Annotated in this window: 11 protein-coding genes; 6 read left to right on the forward strand and 5 right to left on the reverse strand. The window is 74.7% G+C overall.

Annotation, left to right across the window (positions count from 1 at the left end; translation table 11 throughout):
* Nucleotides 1–46: 46 nt before the first annotated feature.
* The 4 genes from NHH00_RS13925 to NHH00_RS13940 all read right to left on the reverse strand — a co-directional run bounded on the left by NHH00_RS13925 (nucleotide 47) and on the right by NHH00_RS13940 (nucleotide 5977).
* Nucleotides 47–2581 (reverse strand): ABC transporter permease, encoded by a 2535-nt coding sequence (locus NHH00_RS13925; protein WP_253053107.1) that lies wholly within the window; start codon nucleotides 2579–2581, stop codon nucleotides 47–49.
* 23 nt (nucleotides 2582–2604) lie between these two features.
* The gene (locus NHH00_RS13930) at nucleotides 2605–3426 is read right to left on the reverse strand and encodes an ABC transporter ATP-binding protein (protein ID WP_253053109.1); all 822 of its coding nucleotides are present in this window, start codon (nucleotides 3424–3426) and stop codon (nucleotides 2605–2607) included.
* A 248-nt stretch (nucleotides 3427–3674) separates the two neighbouring features.
* Nucleotides 3675–4418 carry a response regulator gene (locus tag NHH00_RS13935; protein WP_253053111.1) on the reverse strand — a complete coding sequence of 248 codons (744 nt, stop codon included), beginning with the start codon at nucleotides 4416–4418 and terminating at the stop codon, nucleotides 3675–3677.
* On the reverse strand, nucleotides 4415–5977 hold the full coding sequence (locus tag NHH00_RS13940) for a sensor histidine kinase (RefSeq protein WP_253053113.1): 1563 nt from the start codon (nucleotides 5975–5977) through the stop codon (nucleotides 4415–4417). The genes NHH00_RS13935 and NHH00_RS13940 overlap by 4 nt, the downstream gene beginning before the upstream one ends.
* A 104-nt stretch (nucleotides 5978–6081) precedes the next feature.
* Between NHH00_RS13940 and NHH00_RS13945 the strand changes: the two genes are divergently transcribed.
* Together NHH00_RS13945 and NHH00_RS13950 are read left to right on the forward strand one after the other, a co-directional pair.
* Complete coding sequence (locus NHH00_RS13945; protein WP_031316534.1) at nucleotides 6082–6765, forward strand: response regulator transcription factor; 684 nt, start codon at nucleotides 6082–6084, stop codon at nucleotides 6763–6765.
* Nucleotides 6766–6809: 44 nt separating this feature from the next.
* Nucleotides 6810–8141, forward strand: a complete 1332-nt coding sequence (locus NHH00_RS13950) for an ATP-binding protein (protein WP_253053115.1) — start codon at nucleotides 6810–6812, stop codon at nucleotides 8139–8141.
* Nucleotides 8142–8165: 24 nt separating this feature from the next.
* Here the strand turns inward: NHH00_RS13950 and NHH00_RS13955 are convergent, their stop codons facing one another.
* The gene (locus NHH00_RS13955; RefSeq protein ID WP_253053117.1) at nucleotides 8166–8687 is read right to left on the reverse strand and encodes a GtrA family protein; all 522 of its coding nucleotides are present in this window, start codon (nucleotides 8685–8687) and stop codon (nucleotides 8166–8168) included.
* 139 nt (nucleotides 8688–8826) lie between these two features.
* Here NHH00_RS13955 and NHH00_RS13960 point away from each other — a divergent pair, with 139 nt between their 5' ends.
* The 4 genes from NHH00_RS13960 (at nucleotide 8827) to NHH00_RS13975 (ending at nucleotide 14980) form a co-directional block, all read left to right on the forward strand.
* Nucleotides 8827–10068, forward strand: coding sequence for a 5-(carboxyamino)imidazole ribonucleotide synthase (locus tag NHH00_RS13960; RefSeq protein WP_253053119.1), 1242 nt, complete (start codon nucleotides 8827–8829; stop codon nucleotides 10066–10068).
* Nucleotides 10065–10604: a 5-(carboxyamino)imidazole ribonucleotide mutase gene (gene purE, locus NHH00_RS13965; RefSeq protein ID WP_253053121.1), complete on the forward strand. Its 540-nt coding sequence runs from the start codon at nucleotides 10065–10067 to the stop codon at nucleotides 10602–10604. The genes NHH00_RS13960 and purE overlap by 4 nt, the downstream gene beginning before the upstream one ends.
* Before the next feature lie 129 nt (nucleotides 10605–10733).
* The gene (locus tag NHH00_RS13970) at nucleotides 10734–12839 is read left to right on the forward strand and encodes an acyltransferase family protein (RefSeq protein WP_253053123.1); all 2106 of its coding nucleotides are present in this window, start codon (nucleotides 10734–10736) and stop codon (nucleotides 12837–12839) included.
* Between the two features lie 104 nt (nucleotides 12840–12943).
* The gene (locus NHH00_RS13975) at nucleotides 12944–14980 is read left to right on the forward strand and encodes an acyltransferase family protein (protein ID WP_253053125.1); all 2037 of its coding nucleotides are present in this window, start codon (nucleotides 12944–12946) and stop codon (nucleotides 14978–14980) included.
* The last annotated feature ends 2 nt before the right edge of the window (nucleotides 14981–14982 follow it).

Genomic DNA, 14982 nt, shown 5'->3' on the forward strand with positions numbered 1-14982 from the left:
GTCCACAGGGGCGCGCGTCGGCCGTGGGGCCCGGGCGAGCCGCGTCTCAGTCCACGGCGAGCGCCGCGACGGGCGACGTGCGGGCAGCGGTCCGGCCCGGCACGACGGACGCGACGAGCCCCGCCACGAGGGCGACGACGAGCACGAGCGCGACGTCCCGCCACGGCACGGCGAGCGACACGTCGCCCATGACGCTCAGCGCCGTCGCCGCGCCCGCCCAGCCGTACAGGACGCCCAGCACGATGCCCAGGACCGCGCCCACGCCCGCGATGAGCATGCCCTCGATCGCGAGCATCCACCGCAGCTGCGCCCGGCTGAGGCCGATCGCGCGCAGCGTCGCCGACTCGCGTCGCCGCTCGATCACGGAGAGCGACAGCGTGTTCGCCACGCCGATGAGGGCGATGACGACGGCGACCGCGAGCAGCCCCACGATGACCCCGAGGATCGTGTCGATGACGCTCTGCATGGCCGCACGCTCGACGGCGATGCCGGCCACCTCCACCGGCGTGTCCGACTCGACGATCGCGTCCTGGATCGCGGGCACGACCTGCGTCGCGTCGCCCGTGTCGTCGAGCCCGACCCACAGCCGGGACACGAGGGCGTCCGGGGCGAGGGTCTTCGCGTCGTCCGCGTCGAGGAGCCAGCCGTCCCCGATGGCCCCGACGTGGGCCGTCACGTCGAGGGTCGCCCCGTCCGGACCGGTGAGCTCGAGCGTGTCGCCCTCGGCGACGTCCCAGGCGTCCGCGTCGGCCTCGGGGACCATGACCGTGCCCGGGGCGAACGCGGCGAGCACGTCGGGCGAGCGCACGACCGCGCGGGCCTGGTCCGGGTCCACCCCGTGCATCGTGATCTCGGCGCCGTCGAGCAGCGTGACCGTGACCCCGGAGAGCTCGACGACGCGCGAGACGCCCTCGGTCCCCGAGACCGCGCGCACCACGTCGCTCGGCACGGCGTCCTCGGTCGACCCGTAGGCGTCCGTCGCGACGAGGACGTCGACCGGGTACTGGTCGTCGAGCGCGGCGTCGAGGGACGTCCGGGCGCTCGCGGCGCCGGTGGACATCATCGCGACGAGCGTGACGCCGATGAGCAGCGCGGTGCTGGTCGCCGTGGTGCGGCGCGGGTTGCGCAGCGTGTTCGCGGTGGCGAGCCGCGCCGTCGATCCCGTGCCGGCCAGCAGCCGGCCCACGAACGACACGACCCCGGGCAGCCAGTACACGGCGCCGACGAGGACGCCGACGAACGACAGGGCGCCGCCCGCGACCCCCGCGAGGAGGCCGATCTCGGGGCTGCCGGTGCTGCCCAGCCAGATGCCGCCGCCGAGGACGGCGAGCCCCCCGAGGGTGAGCAGGGTCGCGACGACGAGGCGCGCGCGCCCACCACCGCGCGCGAGGTTCGGCGCGTCCGAGGGGCGCAGCGCCTCGAGCGGCGCGACGCGCGTGGCGGCGCGCGCCGGGGCGAACGACGCGACGACCGTGACGAGGGTCCCGACGAGCAGCGGGACGAGGACGACCGCGGGCGTCACCGTGATGGTGGCCGGGATCGGCACGCCGAGGTCGGCGCCACGGGCCACGAGGAGCGCGACCTGCGTGAGCAGGCCACCCAGCAGGATGCCGCCGACCGACGCGAGGACGCCGAGGATCGTCGCCTCCGTCAGGACCGACCGGGCGAGCTGCGACCGGTTCGCGCCGACGGCGCGCAGGAGGGCCAGCGTGCGCGTGCGCTGCGCGACGAGCACCTGGAACGTGTTGGCGATGACGAGCGCGGCGACGAGCAGGGCCACGGCGGCGAAGCCGAGGATGACGTACGTGAAGACGTCCTGGTCACCCGTCATCTTGCGGGTCTGCGCCTGGGCGTGCTCGTCGGGCGTCACGGCCTGGGCATCGTCGGGCGACGCCGCGACGAGCGCGGTGCGCGCGGTCTCGAGGTCCGTGCCGGGCGCGAGCCCGACCATCGCCGCCGAGTACAGGCGCTCCGGGTCGTCGGGGCTCGTCTGCGCGGCCTCCCACGCGGCGACGTCCTCCGCCGTCACGACGACGGCCCCGCCCATCTGGGCGTACGCGCCGTACGGGTCGTCGGTCGTGCCGACGACGGTCAGCTCGTCGTGGACCTCCTCGTACGCGCCGCCCTCGGGGGCGGAGGCGTCCCACACGTTGCGCGAGCTGGTGACGGCGTCGCCGATCCCGACGCCGAGGCGCTCGGCCACGGCCGTGGGCAGCGAGACCTGTCCCGAGGCGGTGGGCATCGAGCCCTCGACGACCTCGAGCGCCTCGAAGCGCGGGTCGGAGGGCGCGGGGACGCCGAGCTGGAACACGCGCTTCGAGCCGTGCGACAGGTCGAGGTAGGTGAACTGGACCGCGTCGACCGCGTCGACGCCGCTCACGGAACGCAGGGCGTCGACGTCGGACGCCGTGAGGTCGCTCGGCGCGGACACGACGAGGTCCGCGTCGGCGAACTGCGCGGCGATCGAGTCGTTCGTGGTCTGGGTGATGACGTTGCCCGCGATCAGGGTCGCCGTGACGAACGCCGTCCCGATGACGATCGCGACGCCGGCCGCGACGAGGCGGCCGATGCTGCGGCGCATCTGCGCCAGGGTGAGGCGGAGCATCAGGCGCGCACCGCCTGCGACGCGGGGGCGGAGCCGTCGGCGCCCGGCGCCTCGAGCGTGCGCAGGGCGTCGAGCCCGGCGAGCACCGACTCGGGCGTCGGGTCGCTGATGTCGCCCGCGATCCGCCCGTCGGCGATGAGCACGACGCGGTCCGCGTACGCGGCGGCCGTCGGGTCGTGCGTCACCATGATGATCGTGCGGCCGAGCTCGCGGACCGACCGGCGCAGGAAGCTGAGCACCTCCGCGCCCGAGCGCGAGTCGAGGTTGCCCGTCGGCTCGTCCGCGAAGACGACCTCCGGACCGGCGATGAGGGCGCGCGCGATGGCGACGCGCTGCTGCTGGCCGCCGGACAGCTCGCTCGGGCGGTGGCTCAGGCGTGCCTCGAGCCCGAGCGTGCGCACGAGCGTGTCGAACCACGGCCGGTCGACCTTGCCGCCCGCGAGCTCGACGGGCAGCGTGATGTTCTGCTCCGCCGTGAACATGGGGAGCAGGTTGAACGACTGGAAGACGAAGCCGACCCGGTCGCGGCGCAGCTGCGTGAGCGCGTTGTCGTTCAGGCCCGTGACCTCGGTGTCGCCGATGAAGGCGTGGCCGCTCGTCGCGGTGTCCAGCCCTGCGAGCAGGTGCATGAGCGTCGACTTGCCCGAGCCCGACGGCCCCATGATGGCCGTGAAGTGGCCGCGCTCGAAGTCCACGTCGACGCCGTCGAGCGCGTGCACCGCTGCCTCGCCCGTGCCGTAGGTCTTGCGCAGCGAGCGGGCCCGCACCGCGGGCGGGCCGGCAGGGGCGGGGTCGGCGGGTCGGTACACGGTCGTGTCCACGTCATCTCCTGAGTGCGTCGAGTTCGTCGTCGGGCCGTCGTGCGGCACGCCGGTCCGGTGGTCGGAGGCGTGCGCCGGGGATCGTGGACGACGCTACGGACCCGGCCCGCCCCGCCGCGTCCGGCGAGGGTCGGGTCCTGCACGCGAGCAGGGTCATCCCGTGGTCGTACCCGACCCTGGCCGAGGGCTGACACGACGGCGCCCCACGGGTCCGAGGACCGGCGGGGCGCCGTCGGGACGGTCGGGAGTCAGGAGCCCGGGCGGACCAGGCCCGTCTCGTAGGCCGTGACGACGGCCTGGACGCGGTCGCGCGCGCCGAGCTTGGCGAGGATGCGGCCGACGTGGGTCTTGACCGTCGCCTCGGCGACGAACAGGTCGCTCGCGATCTCCGTGTTGGACCGGCCGCGCGCCATGAGGACGAGCACCTCGCGCTCGCGCTCGGTGAGACCCTCGACGGCGGCGTGCGCGGGGGAGTCGTCGGCCTGCTCGGCGGGCAGCGCCGTCACCAGGTGCTCGAGCAGGCGCCGGGTGGACGACGGCGCGATCACGGCGTCGCCGCGGTGCACCGTGCGGATCGCCGCGAGCATCTCCTCGGGCGGCGCGTCCTTGAGCAGGAACCCGCTCGCGCCGGAGCGGATCGCCTCGAGCACGTACTCGTCGAGGTCGAACGTCGTGAGCACGATCACCTTGGGCGCGTGCCCGCCGTCGGCCGCGGCGGCGGTGAGCCGGGCCGTCGTCTGGAGGCCGTCCAGGTGCGGCATGCGGACGTCCATGAGCACGACGTCGACCGGGTGGTCCGCGAGGAGGCGCAGCGCCTGCAGGCCGTCGCCCGCCTCGACCGCGACCGTGAGGTCGGGCTGCGAGTCGATCACCATGCGGAAGCCCGCGCGCACGAGCTGCTGGTCGTCGACGAGCGCGATGCGCACGGGCTCGACCGGCGCGAGCGGGTCGGCGGCGTACGCGCCGCCGGGGTCGGGGAGGGCGTCGGTCATGGTGTCCTGTCGGTCGGTCGGTCGAGGGCCGGGTGCGGGGGCTCCGCGTCGACGGCCGGCGGCGGCGGAGGGGCCGTCGCGGCGGCCGGGTGGCCCGGGGCCATCCTGCCCGACGGCGCGGGCGCGGGTGCGGGGACGACCCGACCCGGGGGCCGGGGGAGGGCGGCCGGTCCGGGGGCCGCGCCGGGCAGGGCGGGCACGGGGATGCGCAGGTGCACGCGGAACCCCCCGCCGGGACGCGGGCCCACCTGCACGGACCCGCCGAAGAGCGCGGCCCGCTCGCGCATGCCCAGCACGCCGTAACCGCCGGGCCGGGCCTCCTGGTGCGCCGCGGCGGCGGCCGAGGCGCCGCGCCCGTCGTCCTCGACCTCGAGGTCGAGCGTGGTGGCGCCCCAGCGCACGACGACGGTGACCTCCGGGTCCGGGCCGGCGTGCTTGAGCACGTTGGTCAGGGCCTCCTGGCACACGCGGTAGACCGTGAGCCCTGCCCCGGGGGGCAGCGGTCGCGCCTGGCCGACGCGGACGAAGGACACGCGCATGCCGCTGTCGCGCACCTGTGCGACGAGCGTCTCGAGGTCGGCGGTGTCCGGCTGCGGGGCGCGCTCGAGCGCCGCCGTCGCGCCGCTCGCGGGCGCCGGGTGGCCGGGTGCGGCGGGCCCGTACGGCGAGCCGGCGGGCGGCGCGCCCGCCGGCCCCCGTCCCGGCAGCGCGAGGGTGCCCCCGGGCCCGACGGCGGCCCGCGGCGGCGCGGCGACGCGCGGCTGCTCCGTCCGGAGGACGCCGAGGAGCCGGCGCATGTCCGCCAGGGCCGTGCGGCCCGTCTCGGACACGGTCGCGAGCGCGCGCGTCGCGGCGTCGGGGTCGTGGGCGGCGGCGTACCGGCCGCCGTCGGCCTGGGCGATGATGACGGAGAGGGAGTGGGCGACGATGTCGTGCATCTCGCGCGCGATGCGGGCGCGCTCGGCGGCGGTCGCGATCTGCGCCTGCTGGTCGCGCTCGACCTCGAGGCGTTCCGCGCGGTCGACGAGCGCGGCGATCGTCTCGCGCCGGGAACGGCGCACGAGGCCGAACGCCCACACCGCGAGGAACGTCATGCCCCCGAACGCGGACGTGAAGAAGACCATCGTCGCGAGGTCGGTGAGGCGACCGGACATCAGGCCGAGCGCCACCCCGAGGACGACCGCGCCCACGAGCGAGGACACGATGGCCGTCCGGTGCGCCCAGCGTGGCCCGTAGACCGTGACCGAGTAGAGCGCGACCAGCACCGCGAAGTCGGCGGGGAAGATCAGGAAGTAGCCGGCCAGCAGGTGCACCAGCGCGACGGAGTACACGGTGATCGACGACGCGAGCGGGTTGGACCGGCGCCAGGGCAGCGGGGCGAGCAGGAGGGCCGCCCAGAACGCGGCCCAGCCGCCGCTCGTGCCGACGCCGCTCGCGCCGGCCGAGGAGAACGCCGCGGACGCGGGCACGAACACGACGGCGAGGACGAGCGTGACGGTGAGGTCCACACCGAACCGGTGCTCGTCGGACCACTGCCCGAGCCGCTCGTACCATCCCATGCGTCAAGCCTAGGCAGAGGGCGGCGGCGAGGCGTCCGACCAGGGTCGCAGAGTTCACGAGACACGATGGGACCGAAGTCGTACTGATGCCCTAGCATGAGCGAATGACCCACGTACTGCTAGCGGAGGACGACCCGGCGATTGCCGAACCTTTGGCGCGCGCACTGACACGTGAGGGTTACAACGTCGTCGTCCAAGGAACTGGTCAAGGAGCGATCGACTCCGCGAGCGGTGCGGACATCGTGGTGCTCGATCTGGGCCTTCCGGACATGGACGGCCTCGACGTCGCGCGCGAGATCCGGCACAAGGGTCTCACCACCCCGGTGCTCGTGCTCACCGCCCGGGCCGACGAGGTGGACCTCGTCGTCGGCCTGGACGCCGGTGCCGACGACTACGTCACGAAGCCGTTCCGGCTCGCCGAGCTGCTCGCCCGGGTGCGGGCGCTCCTGCGCCGCTCGCACGGTGAGCAGGTGGACGAGGAGGAGCTCGCCGCGCAGGACGTGCGCATCGACGTCTCCGCGCACCGCGCGTTCCAGGGCGAGCGCGAGCTGCACCTGACCACCAAGGAGTTCGAGCTGCTGCGCGTGCTCGTCGCCAGCGCGGGCTCGGTCGTCGTGCGCGACGCCCTCATGCGCGACGTGTGGGGCTCCGAGCCGGTCGGCTCGACCAAGACGCTCGACATGCACGTGTCGTGGCTGCGCCGCAAGCTCGGCGACGACGCGAACGCGCCGCGCTACATCTCGACCGTCCGCGGTCTCGGCTTCCGCTTCGAGACCGGCGAGAGCTGACCGACCCCGACCGGGGACGAGGGATACGGGGAGCGAGGAGCAGCGTGCGGCGTCGGATGCTGCAGGCGACGGTGGCGGCCGTGGCCGTCGCCGTCATCCTCCTCGGGTTCCCGCTCGCGTTCTACGGCGCGCGGTTCGTGCTGCAGGGTGAGGTCGACGACGTCACGTCGCGCGTCGAGCGCCTCTCGCGCTCGATCGACGCCCGCCTCGCCGCGGGCGACGAGATCCCCGACTACGTCATCACGGACGCGGTCCAGCCCCGCGCGAGCGACCCTCCGGCGCAGGTCTACGTCACCCTGCCCGACGGGACGGTGCTCACGGCGGGCGAGGAGATCACCGGGCGGGGGATCGAGCAGCCGCTGCACTCCGAGTCGGGTGCGCTCGTCACGCTCACCGTCTCCTACTGGGACGCGTACCTCCAGGCGGCGCAGGTCGTGCTGCTCGTCGTGGCCGCGGCCATCGTCGCGTTCGCCGCGGGCATCGGGATGGCGGTGTGGCAGGCGAACCGCATCTCGGCGCCGCTGGTCTACCTCGCGGCGTCCGCCGAGCAGCTCGGGTCGGGACAGGTGCGCCCGCGGCTCGAGCCGTCGGGGGTCGAGGAGATCGACCTCGTGGCCGCCGAGCTCGCGCGCAGCTCCGACCGGCTCGCGGGTCGGCTCGCGGCGGAGCGCCAGTTCGCCGCCGACGCGTCGCACCAGCTCCGCACGCCGCTCACGGCGCTCAGCATGCGGCTCGAGGAGATCTCGATGGCCTCGGACGACCCGGCCGTCCAGGAGGAGGCCCGGATCTCGCTCGAGCAGGTCGAGCGACTGGTCGGCGTCGTCGACGACCTCCTCGCCTCGTCGCGGCGCGCGCAGGGCGGGACGACGGAGGCCGTCAGCCTGCTCGACGTCGTGCACCAGCAGGAGGAGGAGTGGGTCCCGACGTTCGCGAAGGCGGGCCGTGAGCTCGTCGTCGACGTCCCCGCGGAGTACCAGGTGCTCGCGACGCCCGGGGCGCTCGCGCAGGTCCTGGCGACGCTCATCGAGAACTCGCTCAAGCACGGCGGCGGGACGACGACGGTCCGCGCGCGCCCGTCCGGCACGAGCGGTGCGATCGTCACGGAGGTGTCGGACGAGGGCGCCGGTGTCCCCGACGACCTCGCCCCCCGCATCTTCGAGCGCGAGGTGACCTCCGGCGCCGGCACGGGCCTGGGTCTCGCGCTCGCGCGCGACCTCGCGGCGTCCGACGGCGGTCGGCTCGAGCTCGCGCAGCGTCGGCCCGCGGTGTTCGCGCTCTTCCTCGCGGGGGTGCCGCGGCGCCTCGACCCGCGGGTCGTCCTGCCGACGGGGGTCGCGGTCTCCGCGCACGGGCGTCGTCGCCGGCGCCGCGGCTGACGCGAGCGGGCCCCGGCGGGGGCGTCAGGGAGTCGCGGTCTCCCGGCCGGCGACGTCGTCCCGCGCCCGGTCGCCCGTGAACACGAGGCGTCGGTAGGCGACGTAGCGGAACGCCGTGCCGAGCGCGAGCCCGACGACGTTCGCGGAGACGTTCTTGGCGAGCGGGGACGTGAGGCCCAGCGCGTACGTGGAGATCGCGAGGCAGCCGACCGCGATGAGCATCCCGCCCACGTTGACGACGACGAACGCCGCGAGCTCGCGGCCGCGCGCCTGGGTGCGGCGTGCGGAGAACGTCCAGTAGCGGTTGCCGATCCACGCGACGAGCGTCGCGACCGTGACGGACACGATCTTGGCGGTGAGCGGCTTGTGGCCGAGGACCTCGCCCGGTCCGAAGCTGAGCAGGTTGAACAGGCCCAGGTCGACGACGTACGCGACCGCGCCGACCGACCCGAACTTCGCGAGCTCCCGCACCCGGGCGAGGACGCGCTCGCGCCGCGGCAGGGCCGCCGCGTTCGCCTCGGCTCGCCGGTCCAGGTCGCTCGTCACCCTCCGAGGCTACCGGCCGCTCCTGAGCGTCGCCCGGGTGCCGGGGGGGCGGCCACCGGGTCGCGGGGCCGAGGAGCCGACGGTCCGGAGTCCGGGCGACGCGCGGTCCCGCGCCGCCCAGGCACTAGGGTGGGTGCACGTGGCAGCCCCAGTGATCGCCGTGGTCGGCGGAGGACAGCTCGCGCGCATGATGGCCCCCGCGGCCGGAGAGCTCGGCGTGCACCTGCGCGTGCTCGTCGAGGCCCCGGACACGTCCGCGGCCCAGGTGGTGGTCGACGCGCCCGTGGGCGCCGCGTCCGACGAGGCCGCGGTCCGCTCGCTCATCGCCCCCGCGGGTGCCGCCCCGGCGGACGTGCTGACCTTCGAGCACGAGCACGTCCCGAACGCGCTGCTCACCGACCTCCTCGAGCACGGCACGCCCGTGCGTCCCGGACCCGACGCGCTCGTGCACGCGCAGGACAAGATCGTCATGCGGCGCCGGCTCACCGAGCTCGGCGTGCCGTGCCCGCGCTGGGCCGCGCTCCCCACCGCGCCCGACGCCGCCCGCACCGCTCTCGCGGACTTCCTCGCCGAGGTCGGGGGCGAGGCCGTGGTGAAGACGGCGCGCGGCGGGTACGACGGCAAGGGCGTGCGCGTCGTGTCGGTCGCCGAGGGCGGCGCCGAGCAGGTCGCGGAGTGGATCGAGGCGGCCGCCACGGGCGGCCCCGAGCTCCTCGTCGAGGAGAAGGTGCCCTTCACGCGCGAGCTGGCCGTCCTCGTGGCGCGCCGCCCGTCCGGAGGGATCGACGGTCGGGGCGAGGTGCGGACCTGGCCCGTGGTCGAGTCGATCCAGCGCGACGGCGTGTGCGCCGAGGTGATCGCGCCCGCGCCCGGTCTCACGGAGGCCGAGGCGGAGCGCGCCCGCGACGCGGCGGTCCGGATCGCCGAGGGCCTCGGCGTCACGGGGGTGCTCGCGGTCGAGATGTTCGAGGTCCCGGGCGACGACGGGCCGCGCGTGCTGGTGAACGAGCTCGCGATGCGCCCGCACAACTCCGGGCACTGGACCATCGACGGCGCGGTGACCAGCCAGTTCGAGCAGCACCTGCGGGCCGTGCTCGACCTGCCCCTCGGCGACACGACGGCCACCGCCCGCTGGACCGTCATGGCGAACGTGCTCGGCTCGACGCTCGGCGAGCTGACCGACGCGCTGCCCGACGTCCTCGCCGCCTTCCCCGACGCGAAGGTCAACCTGTACGGCAAGGGCGTGCGCCCCGGGCGCAAGCTGGGCCACGTGAACGTGAGCGGCGACGACCTGGGCGAGGCCCGGCGTCGGGCCCTGGCCGCGGCCGCGATCCTGCGGGGCGAGGGCCCCGAGGGCACCCCGAACGAGGAGCGAGCATGAGCGAGAACCCCGTCGTCGGCATCGTCATGGGGTCGGACTCCGACTGGCCCGTCATGGAGGCCGCGGCCGACGCGCTCGCCGAGTTCGGCGTGCCCGTCGAGGTCGACGTCGTCTCGGCGCACCGCATGCCCGTCGAGATGATCGACTACGGGCGCAGCGCCGCCGAGCGCGGCCTGCGCGTGATCGTCGCGGGCGCCGGGGGAGCGGCGCACCTGCCGGGCATGCTCGCCGCCGTGACGCCGCTGCCGGTGATCGGCGTCCCCGTGCCGCTGCGCCACCTCGACGGCATGGACTCGCTCCTGTCGATCGTGCAGATGCCCGCGGGCGTCCCCGTCGCGACGGTCTCCGTCGGCGGGGCGCGCAACGCGGGCCTGCTCGCCGCGCGCATCCTCGCGGCCGGCACCGACGACGACTCCGCGCGGCTGCGGGAGAAGATGGTCGCCTTCCAGGCGGACCTGGGCGACCAGGCGCGCGCGAAGGGTGCGCGCCTGCGCGCGTCGAGGTCCGGGGAGCAGCGCACGGGCTTCGGCGCCTGACCGGCGCGCCGCGGGTTTCTGCGGCAGGCGGTTGTCGGGTTAGCCTGCGGGCGCGTCTCGCGACGCAGGGGGCTGGACCGACGACGGTCCGTGGCGGGTCGGTCCGACACCCACCCGGAGCAGTTTCACGTGGCAGCACCGCAGGCAGCATGGGCGCCGACGGCGTCGTCCGACGCGACCCCCGGTGCGGTCCGACGGCACGCCCGCCCGAGGACCGCGACCTCGCGCGACGGCTACCGCTACGACCTCGACGGCCTCCGGGCGGTCGCGATCCTCCTCGTGGTGGTCTACCACGTCTGGCTCGGCAGGGTGTCGGGTGGCGTGGACGTGTTCCTCATGCTCTCGGCGTTCTTCCTCACGGGTTCGTTCGCGCGCCGCCTGAGCGCCGGGCGCGGGGTCGCCGTCGGGGCGTACTGGGCGCGCACGTTCAAGCGCCTCGTCCCCGTCTCCGCGGTGGTGCTCCTCGGCGTCCTCGGGACCGCGTTCCTGCTCTACCCGCCGTCGTCGTGGCCGTCGGTCTGGACGCAGACCTGGGCGTCGCTGGGCTACGTCCAGAACTGGGAGCTCGCCCGCGAGTCCGTGGACTACTACGCCCGGGACGGCGCGGTCGCGAGCCCGCTCCAGCACTACTGGTCGCTCTCGGTCCAGGGCCAGGTCTTCGTCCTCTGGCCGCTCCTCCTGCTCCTGTCCGGGCTCGTCGTCCGGCGCCTGAGGCTCTCCGTCACCCCTGTGCTCCTCGTGGTGTTCGGGACGGTGTTCGCGGCCTCGCTGGCCTTCTCCGTCGTCGAGACGGCGTCGGACCAGGGGCTCGCCTACTTCGACACGAGGGCGCGGCTGTGGGAGTTCGCGCTCGGGTCGCTCGTCGCGGTCGCCCTGCCGCTCGTGCGCCTGCCGGCACGGGTCGCCCTGATCGTCGGCTGGGCGGGGCTCGCCCTGATCGTGACGTGTGGGCTCGTGCTCGACGTCCAGGGCGGGTTCCCGGGCTACTTCGCGCTGTGGCCCACGATGGCGGCCGCCGCCGTGATCGTCGCAGGCACGGCGGCGCACCCGTGGGCCGTGGGCAACGTGCTCGCGCACCCGGTGCTGCGGTCGCTCGGGCGGGACGCCTACGCCCTCTACCTCGTGCACTGGCCGCTGCTCATCACCTGGCGGGTGGTCACGGGACGTCAGGTCCCGTCCTGGCACGAGGGTGCGGTGATCGTGGTCGTGTCCCTCGTCCTCGCCCGCCTCCTCACCTCGCTCGTCGAGCGCCCCGTCCGGGACCTGGCGTGGGCGCGGACCGTCCCGTGGCGCGGTGCGGTCGCCGTGCTCGTCGCGGTCACGGTCGTGGCCGTTCCCCTCGCCGCCTGGCAGTCGGCCGAGCGCGCGCGGGCCGCCGAGGCGCTGGCGGGCGCCTCCGCCGACAACCCGGGCGCGCGCGTGCTCCTGCCGGGATACCAGGACGCGTCGGACCCGACCGCACCTCCCGTCCCCGTGGCGACCGCGCTCGACGCCCAGTGGGTGTCGCTCACGGAACGCTGCTCGGGAAGGTTCGCGCCCGACGTCGCGGAGCTCGCGAAGCGGTGCGGGCAGCTCGTTCCCCCCGCTCCGGAGGGTCCGACGGTCGTGGTGGTGGGCGACTCGCACAGCGAGCAGTTCATGGGTGCGCTGATCCCCGTCGCCGAGCGCGAGGGCTGGACCCTGGTCTCGGTCCTCTACGGGGGATGTTCGTTCGGCACGGCGGGCCACCCCTGCCGCGAGTGGAACGAGCAGGTGCTCGACTACGTCCTCGAGCTCGGTCCGGACGCGGTCTTCACCGTCACGACGGCCGCCGAGGCCGACGGCACGGGCGAGACCGTCGTCGTCGGGCTCCAAGAGGCGGTCGACGTGCTCTCCGACGCGGGGATCGCGCTCCTCGGGGTCCGGGACAACCCGCGGTTCTCGACGGACATGTTCGTCTGCGCCGAGCAGCACGGTCCCGATGCGGACGTGTGCCGCCACGACCTCGCGTCCCGCTCCGCCTCACGGAACCCCGCCGAGGACCTCCGGGTGGGCGACGGGTCGGTGCTCGTCGACCTCTCTGGGGCGGTGTGCCCCGACGGGTGGTGCGTCCCGGTGGTGGGGAACGTGCACGTCTACCTCGACGACAACCACCTCACGTGGGACTACGCTCGTTCGCTGGCCCCGTTCCTCGAGGACGAGCTGTCACCGTGGACCGACCGCGCGACGTCGACGCGACACGGGGAGCCGTCATGACCGGACCTGTCGGAGCGAGGGCTCGCTCCGTCGGCCCGACCCGGCCGACGACGCCGCCCCGTCATGCGCGGTCACGTGCGGCGGACCGGTCGACAGGCGCTGCCGTGCCCTACCGGCACGACCTCGACGGCCTGCGCGCGCTCGCGGTCGTGCTGGTCGCCGTCTACCACGTGTGGGTCCACCGCGTCTCGGGCGGGGTGGACGTCTTCCTCATGCTCTCGGGGTTCTTCGTCGCCGGGGGTCTGCTCCGCTCGTTCGCCCGCGGGACGCCGGTGCGGCTGCGAACCTACCTCCCGCGGCTCGCCCGCCGGCTCCTTCCGGCGCTCGTCCTGGTGCTCGCCGCGGTGCTCGTCGCGAGCGCGGTGCTCCTCCCGCGCACCCGGTGGACGGGGGTCTCGGGCGACGTGCTCGGGTCGCTGCTCTACGCCGAGAACTGGCGGCTCGCCGCCGCGGAGCAGGCCTACGGTGCGGCCGACGTGGGACAGAGCCCGCTCCAGCACGTCTGGTCCCTCTCCGTCCAGGGACAGCTCTTCGTCGGGCTTCCTGTCCTTCTCCTGCTCGTCTGGTGGTCGGCAGGTCGCGCGGGGATCGCGACGCGCCTGGCGATCGTGCACGCGACGGTGGTGACCGGGGCCGTCGCCTCGTTCGTCTACGCCGTGGTCGCGGTGCGCGCCGACCAGGCGTTCGCCTACTACGACACGGTGGCCCGCGCGTGGGAGTACCTCGCGGGTGCGCTGCTCGCGCTCCTGGTGACGCGCGTGCGCCTGCCCGGTGCGTCGGGGCTCGTCGCGGGCTGGGTCGGGCTCGCGCTCGTCGTCGCCAGCGGCCTCCTCGTGGACGGCGCGGCGCTCTTCCCCGGCCCCGCCACGCTCGTTCCTCTCGCAGGCGCCGCGCTCGTCGTCGTCGCGGGGACGCCCGACCCGCGCGGGATCGCCGTCGCTCCCGCGTGGTCGGTCTCGAGGCTCCTCGCGTGGGCTCCGGTCGCCCGAGCCGGCGGGTACGCGTACGCCTTCTACCTGTGGCACTGGCCCGTGCTCGTGTTCACGATCGTCCTCCGCGACCGGCCGGTGGGCTGGCTCGCAGGGATCGGCGTGCTCGGCCTCTCGGCCGTGCTGGCGGTCCTGACGAAGCAGCTCGTCGAGGACGTGCTCCGTCGGGACCCTCGAGATGCGCGAGGCGCCACGCGCACACGGCCCCGGCGGGGGGTGCTGCGTCCTCTCGTCGCTGTGGTCACCGTGACCGTCGCGGTCGTGCCGCTCGCGTGGCACGCCCACGTCCTGTCGGTCCAGCGCTCGTACCAGGGCGCCCTGCAGGACGTCGACGTCGCTGCGTACCCGGGGGCGCTCTCCGTCCTCGAACCGGGCGCGTACGCGGCGGCGGCTGCCGACCCGGTGCCCGCCGTGGAGGCCGTGCTCGAGGACACGTCGCGGGTCGTCCTGGACGGCTGCATGACGGGGGACGGGGAGAGCGACGTCAAGCGGTGCTCGTACGGCCCGGAGGATGCCGCGACGGTCGTCGCGCTGGTCGGTGCGTCGCACAGCGAGCACTGGTTCGCCGCGCTCGAACCGATCGCCGACCGTCGGGGCTTTCGTGTCGTCCCCGTCCTCAAGGCGGGGTGCCTCTTCCTCGACCCCGAGGACGGCGACGTCGACGGCGAGTGCGCGACCTGGCAGCGCGACGCGATGGACTACGTCCTGTCGCTCGAACCTGACGTGGTCATCACGACCTCGACGCGTCCGACGAAGTCGGACGGGCCCCGTGAGGTGGTCCCCGACGCGTACGTCCGTGTCTGGGAGCGGCTCGCCCTGGAGGACGTCCCGGTCGTGGCCATCCGCGACAACCCGTGGCTGCCGTTCTGGATGCCCGAGTGCGCGGCCGTCCACGGCTCGGAGTCGGACGAGTGCGCCGTGGCGTGGGAGGACGTCCTGGACGACGTGGACCCGTCGCTCGACGCCGTCCAGGAGCTGTGGAACACGACGATCCTCGACTTCAACGACGTCCTCTGCCCGGACCGTGTCTGCCGGCCGGTCCAGGGCAACCGGTTCGTCTACCGCGACGACAACCATCTGACGGCGACCTATGCCGTGACGCTCAGCCCGGTGTTCGACGAGCGGCTCGGTGTCGCGACCGGGTGGTGGTGACG

Source organism: Cellulosimicrobium cellulans (assembly GCF_024124905.1).
Lineage (GTDB): Bacteria > Actinomycetota > Actinomycetes > Actinomycetales > Cellulomonadaceae > Cellulosimicrobium > Cellulosimicrobium cellulans_G.

What these genes read in the sequence shown, in the direction of transcription:
- NHH00_RS13935 (WP_253053111.1), bottom strand. Translation starts at nt 4,418, where the DNA reads ATGACCGACGCCCTCCCCGACCCCGGCGGCGCGTACGCCGCCGACCCG.
- NHH00_RS13945 (WP_031316534.1), top strand. Translation starts at nt 6,082, where the DNA reads ATGACCCACGTACTGCTAGCGGAGGACGACCCGGCGATTGCCGAACCT.
- NHH00_RS13925 (WP_253053107.1), bottom strand. Translation starts at nt 2,581, where the DNA reads ATGCGCCGCAGCATCGGCCGCCTCGTCGCGGCCGGCGTCGCGATCGTC.
- purE (WP_253053121.1), top strand. Translation starts at nt 10,065, where the DNA reads ATGAGCGAGAACCCCGTCGTCGGCATCGTCATGGGGTCGGACTCCGAC.
- NHH00_RS13940 (WP_253053113.1), bottom strand. Translation starts at nt 5,977, where the DNA reads ATGGGATGGTACGAGCGGCTCGGGCAGTGGTCCGACGAGCACCGGTTC.